This window comes from Streptomyces sp. NPDC088350 (assembly GCF_044753545.1).
GTDB lineage: Bacteria > Actinomycetota > Actinomycetes > Streptomycetales > Streptomycetaceae > Streptomyces.
On sequence record NZ_JBIVNL010000006.1, the window covers coordinates 414,239 to 434,640 of the forward strand.

Annotated in this window: 22 protein-coding genes and 1 pseudogene; 17 read left to right on the top strand and 6 right to left on the bottom strand. The window is 69.7% G+C overall.

Annotated features, from left to right (window positions below):
• The first annotated feature begins 93 nt into the window (after positions 1-93).
• Positions 94-1,620, top strand: coding sequence for a substrate-binding domain-containing protein (locus tag ACIQBL_RS23340; protein ID WP_401944675.1), 1,527 nt, complete (start codon positions 94-96; stop codon positions 1,618-1,620).
• Positions 1,621-1,885: 265 nt separating this feature from the next.
• Here the strand turns inward: ACIQBL_RS23340 and ACIQBL_RS23345 are convergent, their stop codons facing one another.
• Positions 1,886-2,599, bottom strand: coding sequence for an SLATT domain-containing protein (locus tag ACIQBL_RS23345; protein ID WP_401944677.1), 714 nt, complete (start codon positions 2,597-2,599; stop codon positions 1,886-1,888).
• Between the two features lie 242 nt (positions 2,600-2,841).
• On the opposite strand from ACIQBL_RS23345, the gene ACIQBL_RS23350 reads away from it, so the two are divergent.
• The 5 genes and pseudogenes from ACIQBL_RS23350 to ACIQBL_RS23370 all read left to right on the top strand — a co-directional run bounded on the left by ACIQBL_RS23350 (position 2,842) and on the right by ACIQBL_RS23370 (position 5,197).
• Entirely contained in the window at positions 2,842-3,204 is a 363-nt protein-coding gene (locus ACIQBL_RS23350; RefSeq protein WP_401945068.1) for a YbaB/EbfC family nucleoid-associated protein, read from the top strand.
• A 69-nt stretch (positions 3,205-3,273) separates the two neighbouring features.
• Positions 3,274-3,873, top strand: a complete 600-nt coding sequence (gene recR / locus ACIQBL_RS23355) for a recombination mediator RecR (protein ID WP_019070339.1) — start codon at positions 3,274-3,276, stop codon at positions 3,871-3,873.
• A complete protein-coding gene (locus ACIQBL_RS23360) occupies positions 3,866-4,528 on the top strand; it encodes a DUF5063 domain-containing protein (protein WP_019070338.1) in 663 nt (220 codons plus the stop codon). The genes recR and ACIQBL_RS23360 overlap by 8 nt, the downstream gene beginning before the upstream one ends.
• A 40-nt stretch (positions 4,529-4,568) precedes the next feature.
• Positions 4,569-4,868: pseudogene (locus ACIQBL_RS23365) on the top strand (type II toxin-antitoxin system RelE/ParE family toxin); the annotation flags it as partial.
• Positions 4,865-5,197: a helix-turn-helix domain-containing protein gene (locus tag ACIQBL_RS23370; protein ID WP_401944679.1), complete on the top strand. Its 333-nt coding sequence runs from the start codon at positions 4,865-4,867 to the stop codon at positions 5,195-5,197. The pseudogene ACIQBL_RS23365 and the gene ACIQBL_RS23370, both read left to right, overlap by 4 nt.
• A gap of 229 nt (positions 5,198-5,426) precedes the next feature.
• Here ACIQBL_RS23370 and ACIQBL_RS23375 read toward each other — a convergent pair whose 3' ends face one another.
• Positions 5,427-5,834 (bottom strand): hypothetical protein, encoded by a 408-nt coding sequence (locus tag ACIQBL_RS23375; RefSeq protein WP_401944680.1) that lies wholly within the window; start codon positions 5,832-5,834, stop codon positions 5,427-5,429.
• A 78-nt stretch (positions 5,835-5,912) separates the two neighbouring features.
• Between ACIQBL_RS23375 and ACIQBL_RS23380 the strand changes: the two genes are divergently transcribed.
• The 4 genes from ACIQBL_RS23380 to ACIQBL_RS23395 all read left to right on the top strand — a co-directional run bounded on the left by ACIQBL_RS23380 (position 5,913) and on the right by ACIQBL_RS23395 (position 8,950).
• A complete protein-coding gene (locus tag ACIQBL_RS23380; RefSeq protein WP_401945069.1) occupies positions 5,913-6,734 on the top strand; it encodes a helix-turn-helix domain-containing protein in 822 nt (273 codons plus the stop codon).
• Positions 6,731-6,931 carry a DUF397 domain-containing protein gene (locus tag ACIQBL_RS23385; protein ID WP_401944682.1) on the top strand — a complete coding sequence of 67 codons (201 nt, stop codon included), beginning with the start codon at positions 6,731-6,733 and terminating at the stop codon, positions 6,929-6,931. The genes ACIQBL_RS23380 and ACIQBL_RS23385 overlap by 4 nt, the downstream gene beginning before the upstream one ends.
• A 284-nt stretch (positions 6,932-7,215) precedes the next feature.
• Positions 7,216-8,280 carry a hypothetical protein gene (locus tag ACIQBL_RS23390; protein ID WP_401944683.1) on the top strand — a complete coding sequence of 355 codons (1,065 nt, stop codon included), beginning with the start codon at positions 7,216-7,218 and terminating at the stop codon, positions 8,278-8,280.
• A 91-nt stretch (positions 8,281-8,371) separates the two neighbouring features.
• Positions 8,372-8,950 carry a Uma2 family endonuclease gene (locus ACIQBL_RS23395; RefSeq protein WP_401944684.1) on the top strand — a complete coding sequence of 193 codons (579 nt, stop codon included), beginning with the start codon at positions 8,372-8,374 and terminating at the stop codon, positions 8,948-8,950.
• 27 nt (positions 8,951-8,977) lie between these two features.
• Here the strand turns inward: ACIQBL_RS23395 and ACIQBL_RS23400 are convergent, their stop codons facing one another.
• Positions 8,978-9,706 carry a TSUP family transporter gene (locus tag ACIQBL_RS23400; RefSeq protein WP_401944686.1) on the bottom strand — a complete coding sequence of 243 codons (729 nt, stop codon included), beginning with the start codon at positions 9,704-9,706 and terminating at the stop codon, positions 8,978-8,980.
• Positions 9,707-9,851: 145 nt separating this feature from the next.
• Between ACIQBL_RS23400 and ACIQBL_RS23405 the strand changes: the two genes are divergently transcribed.
• Positions 9,852-10,043: a hypothetical protein gene (locus tag ACIQBL_RS23405; RefSeq protein WP_262061260.1), complete on the top strand. Its 192-nt coding sequence runs from the start codon at positions 9,852-9,854 to the stop codon at positions 10,041-10,043.
• A 105-nt stretch (positions 10,044-10,148) separates the two neighbouring features.
• Complete coding sequence (locus ACIQBL_RS23410) at positions 10,149-10,649, top strand: SgcJ/EcaC family oxidoreductase (RefSeq protein WP_401944688.1); 501 nt, start codon at positions 10,149-10,151, stop codon at positions 10,647-10,649.
• On the opposite strand, the gene ACIQBL_RS23415 is transcribed toward ACIQBL_RS23410, so the two are convergent.
• Together ACIQBL_RS23415 and ACIQBL_RS23420 are read right to left on the bottom strand one after the other, a co-directional pair.
• Positions 10,615-11,904, bottom strand: coding sequence for an ATP-binding protein (locus ACIQBL_RS23415; RefSeq protein ID WP_401944690.1), 1,290 nt, complete (start codon positions 11,902-11,904; stop codon positions 10,615-10,617). The genes ACIQBL_RS23410 and ACIQBL_RS23415 overlap by 35 nt on opposite strands.
• Positions 11,901-12,596: a response regulator transcription factor gene (locus tag ACIQBL_RS23420; RefSeq protein ID WP_401944692.1), complete on the bottom strand. Its 696-nt coding sequence runs from the start codon at positions 12,594-12,596 to the stop codon at positions 11,901-11,903. The genes ACIQBL_RS23415 and ACIQBL_RS23420 overlap by 4 nt, the downstream gene beginning before the upstream one ends.
• Before the next feature lie 187 nt (positions 12,597-12,783).
• Between ACIQBL_RS23420 and ACIQBL_RS23425 the strand changes: the two genes are divergently transcribed.
• The 4 genes from ACIQBL_RS23425 to ACIQBL_RS23440 all read left to right on the top strand — a co-directional run bounded on the left by ACIQBL_RS23425 (position 12,784) and on the right by ACIQBL_RS23440 (position 17,475).
• The gene (locus ACIQBL_RS23425) at positions 12,784-14,055 is read left to right on the top strand and encodes an aspartate kinase (RefSeq protein WP_043667409.1); all 1,272 of its coding nucleotides are present in this window, start codon (positions 12,784-12,786) and stop codon (positions 14,053-14,055) included.
• The gene (locus ACIQBL_RS23430) at positions 14,055-15,122 is read left to right on the top strand and encodes an aspartate-semialdehyde dehydrogenase (RefSeq protein ID WP_401944694.1); all 1,068 of its coding nucleotides are present in this window, start codon (positions 14,055-14,057) and stop codon (positions 15,120-15,122) included. Before ACIQBL_RS23425 ends, ACIQBL_RS23430 begins: the two co-directional genes overlap by 1 nt.
• A 521-nt stretch (positions 15,123-15,643) precedes the next feature.
• Positions 15,644-16,219 (top strand): SigE family RNA polymerase sigma factor, encoded by a 576-nt coding sequence (locus ACIQBL_RS23435; RefSeq protein WP_043667413.1) that lies wholly within the window; start codon positions 15,644-15,646, stop codon positions 16,217-16,219.
• On the top strand, positions 16,216-17,475 hold the full coding sequence (locus ACIQBL_RS23440; RefSeq protein WP_401944696.1) for a DUF4232 domain-containing protein: 1,260 nt from the start codon (positions 16,216-16,218) through the stop codon (positions 17,473-17,475). The genes ACIQBL_RS23435 and ACIQBL_RS23440 overlap by 4 nt, the downstream gene beginning before the upstream one ends.
• Positions 17,476-17,548: 73 nt before the next feature.
• Here ACIQBL_RS23440 and ACIQBL_RS23445 read toward each other — a convergent pair whose 3' ends face one another.
• Complete coding sequence (locus ACIQBL_RS23445) at positions 17,549-18,346, bottom strand: SURF1 family protein (RefSeq protein WP_401944698.1); 798 nt, start codon at positions 18,344-18,346, stop codon at positions 17,549-17,551.
• 148 nt (positions 18,347-18,494) lie between these two features.
• Here ACIQBL_RS23445 and ACIQBL_RS23450 point away from each other — a divergent pair, with 148 nt between their 5' ends.
• Positions 18,495-20,294, top strand: coding sequence for a prolyl oligopeptidase family serine peptidase (locus ACIQBL_RS23450; protein ID WP_401944700.1), 1,800 nt, complete (start codon positions 18,495-18,497; stop codon positions 20,292-20,294).
• Positions 20,295-20,402: the final 108 nt, after the last annotated feature.

Consider the following 20,402-nt stretch of genomic DNA (forward strand, 5'->3'; position numbering starts at 1 on the left):
ACGTCACGCGAACTTACGCCAGAACCCCCTGCGTGTTTTCCGGTGCCGCTCGTACCGTGACCCCACGATCCGGCTGGGGAGCGGGGGCCCGCAGTGAAGTGGTTGAGCGCGGAGAACGTCGTCGCCGTGGGTACCGCGCTGCTCGGTATCGTCGCGTCCGGCGTGATGGTCTGGTACGAACGCCGGGTGCCGCGCCGCAAGAGGATCGGCTACCGCGTCCAGATGGACAACCCCATTGGCGACGACGTCCGTTCGGGCCGCGCGAACAGACGCCTGGGCCTCTTCGACGAGGCCCCCGGCATGTCCGACGCCACGCTCGTCCTGTTGCGCATCGAGAACGACGGTTCGCAGAGCATCGCCGACAACGACTACACCGGGCGTGAACTCCACGGCCTCACCGCGGTGTTCACCGACCGCACGATCCGCGGTGTCTCGGTCACCCAGCCGGTCGGCACCGACCATCTGATGGACCACTTCACCCCGGCGGCCGGTCTCGGCTACGACGGCAACACCCTGCGCATCCCGCGCGTCCCGCTCAACCGCGGCGACCACTTCAAACTGCTGGTGCTGCTCTCCGGCGGCGACGTCGGCTGCCCCATCCGGCTCATCGGCGGCATCCGCGACGGCGAGGTCCACCCCAACCGCAGCGCCACCCCGGACGAGACGCAGCCCCTGTTCAGCCGTGCCGCACGGCTGATCACCATCATGCTCACGCTGTGCGTGGTGACGCTGGCGACGATCGTCGTGGCCCGCGACGACAACCCGCCCCCGATCGGCTGCGCGCACGGCACCCTCACCGTCACCGGTTCGACCGCCTTCGCGCCCGTGGTGGAGGAGGTGGCGAAGAAGTACGAGCGGGACTGCGAGGGCGCGACGGTCGTGGTCGACCCGCACGGATCGACCGCGGGCGTACGGGAGTTGGAGGCCACCGGGCTCGCGACGAAGAAGGGCTCACCGGCCGTCGTAGCCCTGTCGGACGGACCCAAGCCGACCGACATGCCGCAGCTGCGCGAGAACCGGGTCGCGGTGTCGGTCTTCGCGATCGTCGTCAACGACGGCGTCCACCTCAAGAACCTGTCCACCGCGGACGTACGGCGCCTGTACCGGGGCGAGATCAAGAACTGGCGGCAGCTCGGGGGACCGGACCTCGCCGTGCACCTGGTCAGCCGGGACGCCAACTCCGGGACGCGACAGGTGTTCCAGCGCCGGGTGCTGAAGCGCGGCGAGATCGCCAACTCATCCGTCGACTGCGTGCACAAGGACGATCCGACGGCGCCCGTCATCCGCTGCGAACTCGACTCCACGGACCAGGTGCTGACCCAGGTCGCCGGACTCCCCGGCGCGGTCGGCTACAGCGAACTCAACCTCGCCGCCGGAGCCAAGGGCCTGCACGTGCTCACCCTCGACGGCCACACCCCGTCCGTGGACGCCATCGAACACGGCACGAGCGACTACCCGTACCGCGAGATCGAGTACGCCTACACCTACGGCCAGCCCCCGGCCGACTCCCTCGCGTCGAGCTTCCTGACCTATCTGTCGCGGGGCGACGGCCAGGACGTGATCCGCACCCACGGCCACATCCCGTGCTGGACCCCGGAGGGCCTGAAACTCTGCGCGTAGCCTCGACCGCGGCCACTCACCCCGGCCCGCCTCCTACTCACCTCGGCTTGGCGCCGTCGCCCCCTCACCTCGGCCCCGGCGCCGTTGCTCCGTCATCCCGGCCTCGTCGCTCCCTCACCTCGGCCCCGCCGCCTCCTCACCTCGGCTCTGGCGCCGTCGCTCCCTCGCCCCGGCTCTGGCGCCGTCGCTCCCTCGCCCCGGCCCCGTTGCTCCCTCACCCCGGCTCTGGCGCCGCGGCCCCCCACCTCGTCCCCGGCGCCCCCGCTCACCTCGGCTCCGGTGGCCGCTGTCGCGGCATGTTCGGCCGGGTGCCGCCCCCGCCCGACCCCGGCGGCTGCGGGAACCTGCCCTGGACGACCGCCCCCTCCGGCCGCCCCCCGGCCGCCCCCGCCGACTGGATGCCCAGCGGCGCCGACCCCGTCCGGAACTCCACCATCCAGTCGGACGTCTCCATCCGCACCAGCTCCGTCACATCCTCGGAGAACCGCCGCAGCACCCCCAGACACCGGTCCGCGGCCTCGCTCGCCGTGCCCTCCGCCGGCCCCAGGAACTCCCGCACCCCCTCCGACGCCCAGTCGAACTGGAGTACCTGAAGACGCCGCTGCACGGCCTGCGCCGTAGCCACGTCCCTTATCCAGCCGGACGTCATCCCGAAGAACCGGTCCCCGGCCACGCACGCCGCCCCCAGCAGCAGCGCCAGATAGCCCCAGGCGGCCAGCCCGCCCACCGCCCCGGTCAGGTCGAGCAGCGGCAGCGCGGCCCCCGCCACCCCGCCCAGCGCCGCGCCCCCGCGCAGCACCCGCGCCCCGCGCCGTTTCCACACCCGGTCGGTGAGATACCAGGCCGCCGTGTCCAGCGCCCCACGCTCCACCCACCGGTACAGCTCGTCCAGCCGGGCCGCGGGCTCGCCCCAGTCCCCGAGCGGAAACGTCCGCCCGGCCAGATCGCCACCCTCGGGCTGAATCTCCGGCTGACCCACCCGGCACTCCCTTACGTCGTGTGACACCTGATGCTGATGTGCCGGATCCTTCCTACCGCCCAATGGGTGGCGAAGAAGCAGGATTCACCACTTTTCCGCCCGGAAGTGGGTCTTGATCAGGTATAGGACACGGTGACGACTCACTCGAAAGAGTGCCGGGGCGATGACTGCCCGGACCACGTAGGCTCGTGCCGAGCGGGAAAAACCTCGCCCGGACAGCCGTACGAAACCAGGAGCTGATCGTGATTCCCGGTGGTGGCCAGCCCAACATGCAGCAGCTGCTGCAGCAGGCCCAGAAGATGCAGCAGGACCTGGCGAACGCGCAGGAGGAGCTGGCGCGGACCGAGGTCGACGGACAGGCGGGCGGCGGCCTGGTGAAGGCGACCGTCACCGGCGCCGGCGAGCTGCGCGCGCTGAAGATCGACCCGAAGGCGGTCGACCCGGACGCTGCGTCCATTGAAGAGACGGTCGAGACCCTCGCGGACCTCATCGTCGCGGCCGTCCAGGCGGCCAACGAGAACGCGCAGACCCTCCAGCAGCAGAAGCTCGGCCCGCTGGCCCAGGGACTGGGCGGTGGCAGCGGTATCCCGGGTCTGCCTTTCTAAGACCGGCCGCGGCCAACTACGGTACGTACGTACCTCCCGCACATACTCCGAGGAAGGGCAGGCAGTCCGTTGTACGAGGGCGTGGTCCAGGACCTCATCGACGAGTTGGGGCGACTCCCCGGCGTCGGTCCCAAGAGCGCGCAGCGGATCGCCTTCCACATCCTGCAGGCCGAGCCGACGGACGTCCGCCGGCTCGCGCAGTGCCTGATGGAGGTCAAGGCGAAGGTCCGCTTCTGCGCGACCTGCGGAAACGTTGCGCAGGAAGAGCTGTGCGGGATCTGCCGCGACCCGCGCCGCGACCTCTCGGTCATCTGCGTGGTCGAGGAGCCGAAGGACGTCGTGGCCGTCGAACGCACGCGCGAGTTCCGGGGCAAGTACCACGTCCTCGGCGGCGCGATCAGCCCGATCGAGGGTGTCGGGCCCGACGACCTGCGTATACGGGAACTTCTCGCGCGGTTGGCCGACGGTACGGTCACGGAACTGATCCTTGCCACGGACCCGAACCTGGAGGGCGAGGCCACGGCCACGTACCTCGCCCGCATGATCAAGCCCATGGGCCTCAAGGTCACCCGCCTGGCCAGCGGCCTCCCGGTGGGCGGAGACCTGGAATACGCGGACGAGGTGACCCTCGGCCGCGCCTTCGAGGGGAGACGACTCCTAGATGTCTGACGCCACGCTGCATGCCACCGCACAGGACCCGGACGACTTCGCGGTCCAGATCGCGGACCAGGTCGAGAGCTTCCTGGTGGCCGTGTCGGAGGTAGCGAAGGGCGAGGACCCCGACTCGGCGGTCCCCTTCCTCCTCCTGGAGGTGTCCCAACTCCTCCTGGCGGGCGGCCGTTTGGGCGCGCACGAGGACATCGTCCCCGACGAGCGCTACGAGCCCGACCTCGGCCCGGAGCCGGACGTGGACGAACTCCGCGAGCGCTTCGCGGTGATGCTGGAGCCGATCGACGTGTACTCGGAGGTCTTCGACCCCTACGAGCCGCGCAAGGCCCCGGTACCGGCCCGCATCTCCGACGACCTCGCCGACCTCATCACCGACCTCCGCCACGGCATGGCCCACTACCGCGCGGGCCGCACCACGGAGGCCCTGTGGTGGTGGCAGTTCTCCTACTTCTCCAACTGGGGCTCCACGGCGTCCGCGACCCTGCGCGCCCTCCAGTCGGTGGTGGCCCACGTCCGCCTGAACCAGCCCCTCGCCGAACTCGACGGCCTGGACACGGACCAGAGCGTCATGGGCGACGAGACGCTGGAGTTCGAGGCGGGACGGGTCATGGCGGAGGAGATCGGGGAACCGCTGGGGATCAGGCCAGTGAAGTAATTCCGGCTCGTTCGGATATCTGTTCACTCGTTGAGCTGAAGAAGCTGCGGTCGACATGCTGGCGGAGAGCGGTCCCGCGCTGGGGCGTCCGTTGGTCGACCGGCTTACCGGCTCCCGGACACACAACCTCAAGGAGCTGCGCCCGGGCAGTTCGGGGAGCACGGAGGTCCGGATCCTCTTCGTCTTCGACCCCAAGCGGGAGGCGATTCTGCTCGTGGCAGGAGACAAGTCCGGTCGCTGGAAGGACTGGTATCGCGAGTCGATCCCCCTCGCCGAGGCCCGCTATGACGAGTACCTGGCCGCCGCTGACGAGGCAGGAAAGGACGGGAAGGCCCGATGAGCCAGTACAGCAGTTGGACAGAGACCAAGCGCCGGATGCGGGAGAACCAGGCCGGGGTGTCCGACGCCGAGTGGGCATCCCGCAAGCAGGCAGCACGTACGGCGACTGAGGCGTACGTCGTGGGCCACCATCTGCGCGAGATCCGCGAGGAGCAAGGGCTGACGCAGGCTCAGGTGGCGGAGTCCGTGGGGATTTCGCAGGCCAGGGTCTCCCAGATCGAGCGCGGGGAGATCCACAATCTGGAGACGATGCGCACGTACGCGGAGGCGCTCGGGGCCCGGATCACTGTGACGATCGAGTACGGGGACCGGACGGCCGGGGCGGCCTGAACGTTCCGTCGGTCAGTCTTGCCGGGAGCCAAGTGGGCATACCCGCCTTCCTCGGGAAGCGTCTGTGCATCGCCCTCCTCCAGGATCCACCCGCGCCGACCGTGGCGGCGCCCGGCATCCCGGCCGACGGCTTGCGGCGTCTGGCCAAGTGGCAGGGTGACGGTCGGCTCCTCGACGAACTCGGCCGTTCGGACGAACAGCTTCGCGCCCGCCGACTGGTCAACAGGCATCAGCTGACGGCTCCGACAGCGGTGAGCAGCAACTTCTGGTCGACGTACGGTGCAGATGACGTCGGCTCGCTGTACCACCGCAACGGCCACGTGTTCCCGTAGAGCGCCGGAATCCCGATGTACGTGACAGTACGAGCGGCCCGTCCCCCGAACTGCTGCACACCCAAAGGCCAGTTGTGCCGACGCACCTCCCCGGGCGCCAGCAGGAAGTACATCCACCGGAACCCCGCCGCCTCACAGACAACAGGCCCGGCATCCCCGTCGGCGGCCTCGATGAGACGCCCGGCGACTCGTTCTCCCCGCACGCCTTCGATGCGTACGGCGTCGAAGTGGACGCCGGTGAGGCGGAGTTGGTGACCGGACGCGGGGATCCAGTCCGGCAGGTGAATTGAGTCGGTCATGGTCACACGGTGGCGTTCGCGAAGCTACGCTCGGTAGTGACTGAGGTGATACACGCCGGGGTGTATCCGTCGGAGGTGGGTGCTGTGCCGGGCAAGTCCAACGCGAACTCCAACTCCCAGCCACCGGTGGCCTGGCGCTACAGCGGGAACCAGTTGAAACGCTGGCGCACGAAGGCGAACGTCAGCCGCGAGGAACTGGCCGCCGCCTCCAACTACGCGCTGGACACCATCAAGTCGATGGAGCAAGGCGTACGGAGGCCGACGCCACGAGTGCTCGACACGGCTGACGAGCTGTGCAACGCGGACGGCATGCTGAGCGCGGCGAAGGACTACCTGAACAAGGAGAAGTTCCCGTCGCGGGCGCAGGACTTCATGGAGCGGGAGAAGGAGGCGATCAGCCTCTGGTGGTACGAGACCATGGTCGTCCCGGGGCTGTTGCAGACGCCGGGGTACGCGCGCACGCTGATCGAGAACCGCTGCCCGCCCCTGGACGAGGAGACGGTGGAGGAGCGGATCGAGGGGCGCATCGAGCGGCAGGCGATCCTCACGGAGCGGAAGCCGCCGGTGGGCCTGAGCTTCGTCCTCTATGAGGCGGTGCTGCGCAGCCCCCAGGTGGACACCGAACAAATGCGCCGTCTGCTGGAGGTGTCCCGGCTGCGGAACGTCACCGTGCAGGTGCTCCCCTTCGAACGGGCCACCAGCGACGCGCTCATGGGGCCCATGGTGCTGCTGGAGACCCGCGACCACGAGCGATTCGCCTATTCGGAGGGCCCGTTCGCCAGCGAACTGTCGGCCGATCCGGAGGTTGTCAGCCGGGTGAGCGAGCGGCTTAGCATGATCCGCACGCAGGCTCTCAGCCCCGCTGAGTCGGCCCGTTTCGTCGAACGGATGGTGGATCAGCCATGAGTGACCAGCTGAAGTGGTTCAAGTCGAGTTACAGCGACAACGAAGGCGGTGCCTGCGTCGAGGTCGCCCTCCCCACACCGCAGTTGACCGTCCACATACGCGACTCCAAGAACTCGGCGGGACCCGAACTTGCCCTCCCCGCCCCCGCTTGGACGGCGTTCCTCTCCGGAGTCTCCGCAGTTCACCCCGGAGCTTGAGCCCCGGGCTTCGAGCTCTTTTCTTGGGTTCTGGGCTGGGTGAAAACAACCCAACCAACCAAGCCTGTACGTGAGTTGAGGGGGGTTTAATCCGAACGGGTGACGTTCCGTGATCAGCTTGCGCTGGAACGTAAAGCCACTCTAGGTTCACGGCAAACAAGCAAATAGATCGGCCCCGGTCGGTGCTACCAACACCGGCTCCGGGGCCTGGACCTACGGATCGAACGGACTCGATCGTGGCTTACGCCCAGCCTAGCCCTGCCCTGCCGTCCCCGTCGCACCCCATGGCCAAAACGGGCTACGGAAAACGCGCCACGGGTGACGAAGAACCGCACGCGGACCCGGACTTCGCACATCTGCTCCCCCGGGACGCCGAGATCGCCGTCTTCATCGACCACCTCGACAACGGCCACGCCATGGGCCACAAGGTGATCGCGGCCGAGCATCCCCGCTACGGCCAGCAGGCCTGCCGTACGTCTCTCAAGAGCCTCACCGAGGCCGGCCACCTGCGCTGGATCAAGGAACACATCACCGTCGAGGACAACTCGATGCGGTGGGTGACGCGGACGTACTGGTCGCGTACGCCCAGGTCGGCGCAGTGGTGGGCCGAGTTCGCGCGCGAGCGCCACGGCAGGGACGTCACGCACGACTACCAGCCGGGCCTGGCGAGGACGGAAGACCCGACCCCCGCGCCCAAGAGCGACAGCGAGAACGGGAGCGACGGGACGCCGGCGACGGACCCGACCCCCGAGCCCAGCGACACCCCCGAGCCCAGCGCCGCGTACCGCGCACTCGCCCAACTCCGCGCCACAGACCCCCGTATGCCCCTCTCCGAAGCCGAGTGCCGCGCCCTCGAACCCCTCGCCGCCGAGTGGCTGACACGAGGCGCCACCCCGGCCGGCATGGCCCGCGCGCTGACCGACGGACTGCCACCCACCGTCACGAACCCGGGCGGATTCGCCCGCAAGCGATTGGAGACGAAGATGCCCCCGAAGAAGAACGACGCCGCCGAGACCCGCCCCCTCCGCGCCCGTGTGACCCGCGTGCTCATGGCCTGCGCCACCTGCGATGCCGACGAGCGGACGGCGAAGATCATCAACGGCATCTGCGAGGAATGCCGCGCGGAGCCGGAGATGAGCGAGGAGGAGATCAAGAAGGGGTTCGAGGAGATCGCCTACCTGGGAACCACGACGGCCCGCCTCCTGAAGCAGAAGCTGGAACGCCGTACGGGCGGGCCCGTGCCCGACACGTTCCGCCCCGTGCCGATCGAGGACCGCGTCCACTATCACTACCGCGACAACCGCGACCGCATCGCGAACGGCCTCCCGCCGAGGCGGTGGAACCCGTGACGGTCGAGAAGTGGCGCGGAGGAGAGGGCGGCGGCGTATGAGCGTGCAGGACGTGCGGGTCGGGGCACTATGGAGTCGAGGAGGCGACGCCATGACCCCCAGGACCGAGCAGCAGCCCCAGATGTCCGTCGAGGAATTCGAGCAGTTGGAACGCCATGCCCCCGAGACCGTGCGGCTGGAGTTCATCAAGGGGAAGGTCCAGGTCAAGCCCGTGCCGGACGGCAACCACACGGAGATCTACATGTGGCTACTGGAGCGGTGCATGCAACTGCGTCCCGACCTCCGGCTCTATCCGGAGCGGGGCCTCAAGACCGAGGCCTACCGCAAGGGACGCGCTCGCGCGGACGCGATCCTGATGCCCAAGGGTGGCCTCAAGGGGCACGGCGAATGGTCGGAGGCCGGCGGGGTCCTGATGGCCGTGGAGGTCACGTCGTACGATTCCGACACGAATCAGCGTGATCGAATCGAGAAGCCCGACGGCTACGCGGCAGCCGGCATCCCCGTGTACCTCCTCATCGACCGGGACGACGGTTCGGTCACCGTGTTCACCGAGCCCGAGGACGGTCGCTATCGCCAGCAGGTGAACAGGCCTTTCGGTGCCACGGTCAAGCTCCCGGACCCCGTGAACATCGCCTTGGACACCGAGCCCCTGACAGAGCTCGCGGACTGAACGCTCGCGGCGTGGGGGAGCCGAGGGTCAGAGTCCCCACACCCCCTTCCCCACCGCCGTAACCCCACCCCCCAACGCCAACGACAACACCAGCACCCGGGCCCACCTCTCCGGCAGCCGCCCCGCGAGCCCCCGCCCGATCACCCCGCCCACCACCATCGCGGCGACCACCGCACCCCACCGCGCCCCGCTCAACGACGGCACCCCGTTCGCCGCCACCGAGAACGCGTTGACGACGACGCCGTAGAACTGCGCGTTGGGGACGAACTCCCGTACCGTCCAACCCGCGTTGACCGCGTAAAGGGAGATCGGTGGGCCGCCGACCCCGGCCGCCGCGTTCATGAAACCGCCCGCCGCGCCGGCCGCGACGGCACCGCGAGTGCCCCGAAGCGCCGGGACGCGGGCGCCCCGCATCACCAGCAGCACGGCGACCGTCACCAACCCGCCCATGACCAACAGGAGGACAGGTGGGGGGAGTTGGCGGGTCAGCCAGGCGCCCGCCGGTACCGTGCACACCGCCGCCGCGCACAGCGGCACCATCGCGCGCGCCCGTACCCGGCGCCAGCCGCCCGCCAGGCCCACGACGCTGATCGCGCCGGCGGCGCAGTTGGCGAGCACGACGCCCTGGGCCGGCCCGAGCAGCAGCACCAGCGCCGGTACGGCGACCAGGGCGAAGCCCATGCCCGTGAGCCACTGGACGGAAGCGCCCAGCAGGACGATTCCGCCGAGCAGTATGTCCCCCGTGGCCCCCGTCATGGGGCAACATCATCCAGGGCCAGGGTGTAGTCCGCTACACCCTCACTTCGGGACCGCACTCCCTCGTCGCGGACCTGCGGAAACGGGATCGTTGAACTCGTAAGCGAACGAATTCCGAACCCCCTCCGCTCCGAAGGACACCGCCATGAAGAACCTCCTCTCCTCCAAGCCCGTCCTCTGGTTCCTCTTCCTCTTCAACCTGGCCGTCGCCGCGGTCGCACCCTTCGTGGTCGACGGAACGCAGGGCGTGATGACCGCCGTGGGGATGGGTGTGGTATCGCTGGGAGCCGGGGTCAGTCTCGTCCGGGATCGTGGCCAGTCGGCCACAGCGCGTTAATTGGAGGGGCCCTTCCTCACCCCTGTACGTCCGTTGCACGGGCCCTAACCAGCCAAAAGCGATTCTTGAGTCATCCCAAAGAGCACCAGTACAACTGGAGTTGAGATGACCCGCCGGTCCATGAGCAAGCGTGCAGCCGTCGTCACCGTCACCACCGTCCTGGCCCTCGGCACCCTCGGTACCGTTGCCGCGACCGCCGGCCCCCAGCGCGACGCCAAGCCCACCAAGAAGCAGATAGCCGCCCTCTTCGACGGCTGGAACGCCGCCCTGCAGACCGGTGACCCGCAGAAGGTCGCCAACCGGTACGCGCCGGACGCCGTACTGCTCCCCACCGTCTCCAACGAGATCCGCACCGACCGTGCCGAGATCGTCGACTACTTCGACCACTTCCTGCCGAACAAGCCGGTCGCGAAGAAGGTCGAGACGTACATCAACGTCCTCGACAGCAACTCGGCCATCGACGCGGGTGCCTACGACATCACGCTCACCGACCCGAAGACCGGCCAGAAGCGTGTGGTCGAGGCTCGTTACACCTACGAGTACGAGAAGCGCGACGGCAAGTGGCTGATCGTCAACCACCACTCCTCGGTGATGCCCGAAGGCTGATCGAGACAGCGAGTCCCCTTCCGGGCGCGTCCCGCAGGGTCACCGTCCCGCCGTCGTCCGTCACCAACTGGCGTACGACGGCGAGGCCCAGGCCCGAACCGGAGCGCCCGGTGAGGCCCTGACCGCGCCAGAAGCGGTCGAAGGCGCGGGACTTCTCCGCGTCGGACATGCCGGGGCCCTCGTCCGCCACCGTCAACTCGACCTCGTCGCCCCGTGATGCGGAACGTACGGTGATCGTCGCGCCGTCCGGTGACACCTCCAGGGCGTTCGACAGCACGTTGTCCAGGACCTGTTCGAGATGACCGGGACTGGCCAGCACAAGCGGCCGGCCGTCGACAACACTCCCCCCGAGCGCGATGTGGACTCCGCGCTCGTCGGCGGCCGGTCTCCACACCGAGAGGCGTTCGGCCACGATCTCCCTCAGCGGCAGCGGTTCCGCCGCCGTCACCTTCGCCTCGGCCCGCGCCAGCACCAGCAGGCCGTTGACGAGACGGCTCATCCGGACCACCTCGGCCGTCGCCTGCTCCACGTCCTCGCGGACGAACTCGTCGTCCGTGCCGTCCGCGATGTTGTCCAGCGAGAGTCTCAACGCCGTGAGCGGGGTGCGGAGTTGGTGGGAGGCGTCGGCGACGAAGATGCGCTGCGAGGCGATCAGGGTGTCGAGGCGTTCGGCACCCTGGTTCAGCGTGCGGGCGAGTGTCTGCGTCTCGTGCGGGCCCGTCACGGGCGAGCGGGCCGTCAGGTCGCCGTCGCTGAACTTGCTCGCCATGTCGTTGAGTTGGCGCAGCGGGCGGGTGAGGCGGCGGGCCACGAGCGCGCCCAGTCCCGCCGCCACCGCCAGGACGGCGAGGGCGAGAATCGCTCGGAAACCCCAGATCTGCACCAGGCGCCGGGTCAGGTCCGAGGTCGGGTACGAGATGCGGACGGCGCCGACCGTCCGGCCGTCGCGCTTGGCGGGCTCGGTCACCTCAAGTGCCCCGTCGCCCCAGTGCGTCGAGGTCTTCGCCTGCGCGGCGGGCAGTACCTCGGCGGTGCCGGGGGTCTCCTGCGCGTACGCCACCACCATGCGGTCCAGTGCGGCCCGCGAGGCGGCGTCGCCGCTCAGCAACAGGGCCATCGTCCTGGCCTCGCGCTGCACCGACTGCTCGGTGTCGCCCCGGAGCTGGGCGGTGAGGGTGAACGCGACGGGCACGGTGAACGCCGTCAGCGCCACGGCCACGAGCAGGACGTAGCTGACGATGAGCTGCCGGATCATGAGACGGGCGTTCCGTCGCCGGAGGCGGTGATCTCCAGGCGGAAACCGACCCCCCGTACCGCCTCGATCGTGATCGCGCCCGCCAACTTCCGCCGCAGCGCGGCCACATGGACGTCGAGTGTCTTCGTCGGGCCGAACCAGTTCGCGTCCCAGACCGCTTCCATGATCTGTTCGCGCGACATCAGCGCGCCCGGCTCCTCCGCGAGGAACGACAGCAGGTCGTACTCCTTGGGCGCGAGCGGGACCTCCTCGCCGTCGAGGCGTACGCGCGCGGCCTTGCGGTCGATGGTGAGGCGGGTGCCGTAGGCGTCGGGGCCGGCCGCTTCCGCAACCGCCCTCGGCTGTGCGCGGCGCATCACCGCCCTTATGCGGGCGATGACCTCCCGCACGCCGAACGGTTTCGACACGTAGTCGTCCGCGCCCAGCTCCAGGCCGACCACCCGGTCCGTCTCGTCGCTGCGCGCGCTGATCACGATGATCGGCACGTCGCCGCGGGCGCGCAGCTCCTTGCACACGTCGAGGCCGTCGGTGTCGGGCAGGCCGAGGTCGAGCAGGACGACGTCGTAGGGGTCCTTGTGGCTGAGGGCCGCCCCGCCCGTGGTGACCCAGTCGACCTCGAAGCCGTAGCGCAGCAGTCCGCGGCGCAGCGACTCGGCCACGGGTTCATCGTCTTCCACCAGAAGTACGCGCACACGGCGCACCTTAGTGCTTGAAACTTAATTCACAGCGTTCACTTGTGATGCTTGGCACTTTTCCCGGAGCGCTTCCGTGGGCATGCGCTGACCTGGGCGTCCGAATCTCACCATGCGATACCTGGGAAGGGAATTTCGGGCGCTCGTTAAACTGAGCCGACACACCAGGACTGAGCGAGGAGCGCACGTGGGCCTTGTCGTGCAGAAGTACGGAGGCTCCTCCGTAGCCGATGCCGAGGGCATCAAGCGCGTCGCCAAGCGAATCGTCGAAGCGAAGAAGAACGGCCACCAAGTGGTCGTCGTCGTTTCCGCGATGGGCGACACGACGGACGAGCTGATCGATCTCGCCGAGCAGGTATCTCCGATGCCCGCCGGGCGTGAGTTCGACATGCTGCTGACCGCCGGGGAGCGGATCTCCATGGCACTGCTGGCCATGGCGATCAAAAACCTGGGCCACGAGGCCCAGTCGTTCACCGGCAGCCAGGCAGGCGTCATCACCGACTCGGTCCACAACAAAGCGCGGATCATCGACGTCACGCCCGGTCGGATCCGTACGGCGTTGGACGAGGGCAACATCGCCATCGTCGCCGGGTTCCAGGGCGTGAGCCAGGACAAGAAGGACATCACCACGCTGGGGCGCGGGGGCAGCGACACCACCGCCGTGGCGCTGGCCGCCGCTCTCGACGCCGAGGTGTGCGAGATCTACACCGATGTCGACGGGGTGTTCACCGCCGACCCGCGGGTGGTGCCGAAGGCGCGGAAGATCGACTGGATCGCCTTCGAGGACATGCTGGAGCTCGCCGCCTCCGGCTCCAAGGTGCTGCTCCACCGCTGTGTGGAGTACGCCCGCCGATACAACATCCCGATCCATGTGCGGTCCAGCTTCAGCGGACTTCAGGGCACGTGGGTCAGCAGTGAGCCGATTGGGGACCAGAAGGTGGAGCAGGCCATCATCTCCGGTGTCGCGCACGACACCTCCGAGGCCAAGATCACGGTCGTCGGCGTGCCCGACAAGCCGGGCGAGGCCGCGGTGATCTTCCGGACGATCTCCGACGCCCAGGTCAACATCGACATGATCGTGCAGAACGTGTCGGCGGCCTCGACGGGTCTCACGGACATCTCCTTCACCCTCCCCAAGGCGGAGGGCCGCAAGGCCATCGACGCCCTGGAGAAGAACAAGGGCGGCATCGGCTTCGAGTCGCTGCGCTACGACGACCAGATCGGCAAGATCTCCCTGGTCGGCGCGGGCATGAAGACGAACCCCGGCGTCACCGCCGACTTCTTCACCGCCCTGTCCGACGCGGGCGTCAACATCGAGCTGATCTCGACATCCGAGATCCGTATCTCGGTCGTCACCCGCGCCGACGACGTCAACGAGGCCGTCCGCGCCGTGCACACGGCGTTCGGCCTCGACTCCGACAGCGACGAAGCCGTCGTCTACGGAGGCACCGGCCGCTGATGGCCACGACCGGAGCGACCGTGCGTCCGACGCTCGCCGTGGTGGGGGCGACCGGAGCCGTCGGCACGGTCATGCTCCAGATCCTGTCCCAGCATGCGGACATCTGGGGCGAGATCCGTCTGATCGCCTCTCCGCGCTCGGCCGGCCGCAAGCTGGCCCTGCGCGGGGAGCAGGTCGAGGTGGTGGCCCTGACGGAGGAGGCATTCGACGGGGTCGACGTCGCCCTGTTCGACGTGCCCGACGAGGTCTCCGCCCAGTGGGCGCCGATCGCCGCCGCCAAGGGCGTGGTGGTCGTCGACAACTCGGGCGCCTTCCGGATGGACCCCGAGGTGCCCCTGGTGGTCCCCGAGGTCAACCCGCACAAGGTGCGGTGGCGTCCGCGCGGGATCATCGCCAACCCGAACTGCACGACCCTGTCGATGATCGTCGCCGTGGGCGCGCTGCACGCCGAGTTCGGCCTGCGTGAGCTGGTGGTGTCGTCGTACCAGGCGGTGAGCGGGGCCGGCCGGGCCGGCGTGGAGACCCTGCGCCGGCAGCTCGCCCTCGTCGCCAACACCGAACTGGGCACCAAGCCCGGTGACCTGCGGCGGGCCGTCGGGGACGACACCGGGCCGTTCCCGGAGCCGGTCGCGCTGAACGTCGTACCGTGGGCCGGGTCCCTGCGGGAGGACGGCTGGTCCTCGGAGGAGATGAAGGTGCGGGACGAGTCCCGCAAGATCCTGGGGCTGCCCGCGCTGCCGGTCGCCGTGACCTGCGTCCGCGTCCCGGTGATCACCACGCACTCCCTGACCGTCCACGCCCGCTTCCAGGGCGAGGTCACCGTCGACGGGGCACGTGAAATTCTCGCTACGGCCCCGGGTGTCGTCCTCTTCGACAATCCGGCCGCCGGGGAGTTCCCGACGCCCGCCGACGTGGTGGGCACCGACCCGACCTGGGTGGGGCGGCTGCGGCGGGCGCTGGACGATCCGACCGCGCTCGAACTGTTCGTCTGCGGGGACAACCTGCGCAAGGGCGCGGCCCTCAATACCGCGCAGATCGCCGAGCTGGTGGCGCGCGAGCTGGCGTGAGCGCCGGCCCCGCCTTCCCTGCCCGGCCGTAAATCCGCTGGCCAGTGGCGCACGAGTTTGTAGGATCACTGAGCGCGATGTGGTCGGATTAATGGTGGGGACCACTTGAATCCGGCCACCTCCGCATCCGAAGATTTCACTCCCCTCTTACCGCAACCGCGCGGTGAGCGGGGAGCGTCTTTGCGGACGCCCTTCAGGTGGGCGCGGGGATGCGGTGAGGGGCGTGGGGACGCCCCGGACATTCGTGACACAGGGGAAGAGCGGGTAGGCATGAGGGTGTTCGACGCACTGTCGGTTGTGCTGCCTGACACCAGACGGGTAGGTGGTGACACCGGACGAGTGGGCGGTGACGGCGGACGGGTGGGCGGACTGTCTGTTTCGTCTGACGTAAATGTGACGGCCGACGCGTACAACCCCCAAGGGGGGAAGCGTGTCCAACTGGCGTGGCTCAGGTACTCGACTTCTCTGCGGCACGCGGCACGGCCCTACGGCCTCCGCGTGGATCCCGTGCGCCCGGCGGCATGCCGGTGATCGCGCCGATGCCCGCAGCGCGGCCCGCCCGCATCCCGAACCAGCGCGACGGTGTCGACGACGCCGTCGCGGCCGGAACCACGGTCGACCACCTCACCGAGACCTACCGGGCGCACTACCGCTCGCTGCTCGGACTCGCGGCGCTCCTCCTCGACGACACCGCCTCCTGCGAGGACGTCGTCCAGGAGGCGTTCATCCGGGTCCACTCGGCGCGCAAACGCGTCCGTGACCCCGAGAAGACCCTGGCGTATCTGCGCCAGACCGTCGTCAATCTCTCCCGCTCGGCCCTGCGCCGCCGCATCCTCGGCCTCAAGCTCCTCTCGAAGCCGATGCCGGACATGGCCAGCGCGGAGGAGGGCGCCTACGACCTGCTGGAGCGCGACTCCCTCATCAAGGCGATGAAGGGCCTGCAGCGCCGCCAGCGCGAGGTCCTGGTCCTGCGCTACTTCGCGGACATGACGGAGGCGCAGGTCGCCGAGTCGCTCGGGATATCGCTGGGCTCGGTGAAGGCGTACGGTTCGCGCGGGATCGCCGCCCTCCGGATCGCGATGGAGGCGTCGGCATGAGCGACAACGTCGAGCGGCACGGACCGGGCGACCGGCCCGAGCCGGACGCCTGGCGCGGGCCGACCTGGGCGCGCAAGGAACAGCCGAACGAATCGCACGCTGGGAACGGAACTGTGAACCACGGCCCCGACGAACAGAGCCCCACCGGGCCGAGCCTCGACGGGCAGCACCCCGCAGGGCGGCACCCCGAGAATCCCGAGGGGCGCAGCCCCGAGTCCGCACTGGCCATGGCCATGTCCGGCATCGGCGGGGACAACCCCGAAGGGCTCGGCCCGGACGAGCTGGCCCTGCGCCGGCTCCTCCACCGGGCGGTCCAGGAGGTCGAGCCGCGCGACGGCACACTGGACCACCTGCGCAAGGCGGTACCGGCCCGCCGGGCCCGCAAGCGCCAGGCCGTCGTCGGCATGGCCGCCGCCGCCCTCTTCTTCGGCACCGCCGTCCCGGCCCTCGTGCACGTCTCGAACTCCACCGGTTCCGACGCCGACCCGTCCATCATGGGCAACAGCTCACAGGCCCAGGGCGGCACGAGCCAGGGCAAGAACCCGGACGGCGGCTCCAGCACCTCCGGCGGCTCCTCGGGCCAGGCCTCGCAGAACCCGGGCGGCCACAAGAACGACGGCACGGGCAAGACCCCCGGCAGCGGCACCGTGAGCGCCAACCCCTCGGCCACCACCGGGACGGCCGCGTCCGTCTGTACGGCCGAACAGCTCGGCGCGTCCAGTTCGACCGTGGACGCCCCCGACGCGGCGGGCACGGTCTACGGCACGTTCAGCGTCACCAACACCTCCTCCGCCAGCTGTACCGTCGGCGGCGCCGGCACGGTGGGCTACGCGGCGCAGGGTGCCGCCGACGCGGCCAAGATCACCGTGGTGCGGCACAGCTCCGGGGACGCGGCGGCCGGGCTGCCCGACCCGTCGACGGAGGCCTCCCGGCTGGTGCTGCTGCCGGGTGCCGCCTACCAGGTCAAGTTCGCCTGGGTGCCCTCCGAGACCTGCCCCACCAGCAGCACCACCACCGGCGGCACCACCACCGGCGGTACGACGGCCAGCCCGTCACCCAGCGAGGACGCCAGCACCTCCACCGGGTCCACGGCCGGCGACACCGGCACGTCCACCCAGCTGCTGGAGGACGGCACGCTCGACGGCAGTGTCGTGGTCTCCCACACGGCGGAGGCGGGCTCACCGACGGTCTCGGCGACGGTGCCCAACGCGTGCGCGGGGACGGTCTACCGGACAGGCGTGCTGTCGGGTTCGTAGGACGGTCGTTCGTCGTCGGTCGTCGGTCGTCCGTCGTCGGTTGTTCGTGTCGGTCACGGGGGACCGGCGGTCGTCAGACCGCGGTGACGCGTACCGCTTCTTCCGTGTCGTCCTCGGGCACCAGGCCCAGTTCCGCGTCCCGCGCGAACTCCACCTCGCGGCGCAGCAGCCGGAACCACATGAAGACGACGAAGCCCGCGAAGACGAACCACTCGCCCGTGTAACCGAGGTTCTGGAACGCCTTCAGGTCGAGACCGGTGTTCGCGGGTGCGGTCGCCGGTACGGCCTTCATCCCCGAGTCGCCCTTGTCGAGCGTGACCCACGCGTCGTACAGCTGGTACGGCACGAGGTTCACCAGCGAGGCCGCGCTGATCGCCGCGGTCTGGCCGGAGGGCAGCCCGCCCTGTGCGCTGACGCCGTTGTCGCCGGGGGTCTCGGACGCCTGGAGCGAGCCTGTGACGGTGACCTCGCCGGTGGGCGCGGCCGGTGCCTTCGCGGCGTCGGGTTTCCCGGGCAGCCAGCCGCGGACGACGGGCAGCGCCCTGCCGCCGTCGGTGCGCAGCAGGGTGAGGACGTAGTAGCCGTTCTTCCCGTCCAACTGGCGTCCGGGGACGAGGAGTTGCTTGCCGTAGCGGCCGGTCGCGGTGGTCTGCCGGCCGGAGGTGCTCTGGTCGACGGGCAGCAGTGAGGCGAGGGGACGCGCGGCTTCCGTGCGGTCGGTCTCGACCTGCTTGGTGGCCTGGTGGCTGGTGTCCACGCGCGCCTGGAACCGGCTCAGCTGCCACGACCCCATGAAGAGGCAGAAGGGGATGGCGAGCAGTACGAAGACGTTGATGCCCCACCAGCGCGATGTCAGCAGAAACCGGTACACGACTCCCACGGTACGGGGCTGTCCCGGCGGGCTGGGCCCGGGGGTCGGCCCGGGGGTCGGCAATGCTCCGGCCGGGTCTTGGTCGAAGTTATCCACAGGCTGAGGATCCGACCAGTGCAATGTCTGTGTGGGCGGGCAGTATGGGGCCATGACTGAGAGCAACGGGTCCGAGTACACACCGGACTGGGAGAAGCGCTTCCGGGCGCCCCGCGTGTCCCTGCCCGACTGGGCGGAGGACGCACCCGACCGTTCCCTGTTCGTGTCGAACGCGACAGGGACGTATGAGCTGTACGCCTGGGACCGGGCGACGGGCGAGCAACGCCAGGTCACCGACCGGCAGAACGGCACGACGGACGGTGTGCTCTCCCCCGACGGGGAGTGGATCTGGTGGTTCGACGACAAGGACGGCGACGAGTTCGGCGTCTGGCGCCGCCAGCCCTTCAAGGGCGGCCCCGACGAACCGGCCGTCCCCGGCCTCGAACCGTCCTACCCGGCCGGGCTCGCCCTCGCCCGGGACGGCAGGACCGCCGTGGTCGGCCGCTCCACGGACGAGGACGGTACGACGATCCACCTCGCCCGCACCGGCGAGGAGACCGCGCTGCTCTACCGGCACCGTGAGTCGGCGGGCGTCGGCGACCTCTCGCACGACGGTTCGCTGATCGCCATCGAGCACACCGAGCACGGCGACGCGATGCACTCGGCGCTGCGCGTCCTGCGCCCGGACGGCACGGCGGTCGCCGACCTGGACGACACCAAGGGCGGCACCGAGGAGCTGGGCCTGGAGGTGCTGGGCTTCGCACCCGTCGAGGGCGACACCCGCCTCCTCATCGGCCATCAGCGGCGCGGCCGTTGGGAGCCCCTGGTCTGGGACGTCGTCAAGGGCGGCGAGACCGACCTGGCCCTGGACCTGCCCGGCGACGTGAGCGCCGAGTGGTACCCGGACGGCTCGGCCCTCCTCATCGCGCACAGCTTCGAGGCCCGCAGCGAGGTGTTCCGCTACGACCTCGCGTCGGGCGAGCTGCTGAAGGTGCCGACGCCTCCCGGTTCCGTCTCGGGCGCCACGGCCCGCCCCGACGGCAACGTCGAGTACCTGTGGTCGTCGGCCGCCGAACCGTCCGCGGTGCGCTCGACGACGGGCGAGGTCGTCCTGGATCCGCCCGGCATGAAGTCCCCCGGCTCGGTCCCGGTGGAGGACGTGTGGGTGGAGGGCCCCGGCGGCCGTATCCACGCCCTGGTCCAGAAGCCCGCCGGCACCACCGGCCCCCTCCCCACGGTCTTCGACATCCACGGCGGCCCGACCTGGCACGACAGCGACTCCTTCGCGGCGGGCCCGGCGGCCTGGGTGGACCACGGCTACGCGGTCGTCCGGGTCAACTACCGCGGCTCGACCGGCTACGGGCGCGCGTGGACCGACGCGTTGAAGGTCCGGGTCGGTCTCATCGAGCTGGAGGACATCGCGGCGGTGAGGGAGTGGGCGATCACCTCGGGCCTCGCCGACCCCGCCCGCCTGATCCTCACCGGCGGCTCCTGGGGCGGCTACCTCACCCTCCTCGGCATCGGCACCCAGCCCGACGCGTGGACGCTGGGCATCGCCGCGGTACCGGTCGCCGACTACGTCACGGCCTACCACGACGAGATGGAAGCCCTGAAGGCCATGGACCGCACCCTCCTCGGCGGCACCCCGGAAGAGGTCCCGGACCGCTTCGAGGCGTCCTCCCCGCTGACCTACGTCGACCAGGTCACGTCCCCCGTCTACATCTCGGCCGGCGTCAACGACCCCCGCTGCCCGATCCGCCAGATCGACAACTACGTGAAGCGCCTGGAGCAGCGAGGCGCCGTCCACGAGGTGTACCGGTACGACGCGGGGCACGGGTCACTGGTGGTGGACGAGCGGATCAAGCAGGTGAGGTTGGAACTGGACTTCGCGGAGCGGCACTTGGGCTCCTGAACTCCGGTCACTTCTTGATTTTCAGCCCGTCCGGCGTTTGAGGACGAGGCCCCTTCAGGGCCGAAGCGGGGGTCTGGGGGCGGCGGCCCCCAGCAACGCCCGCTTCGG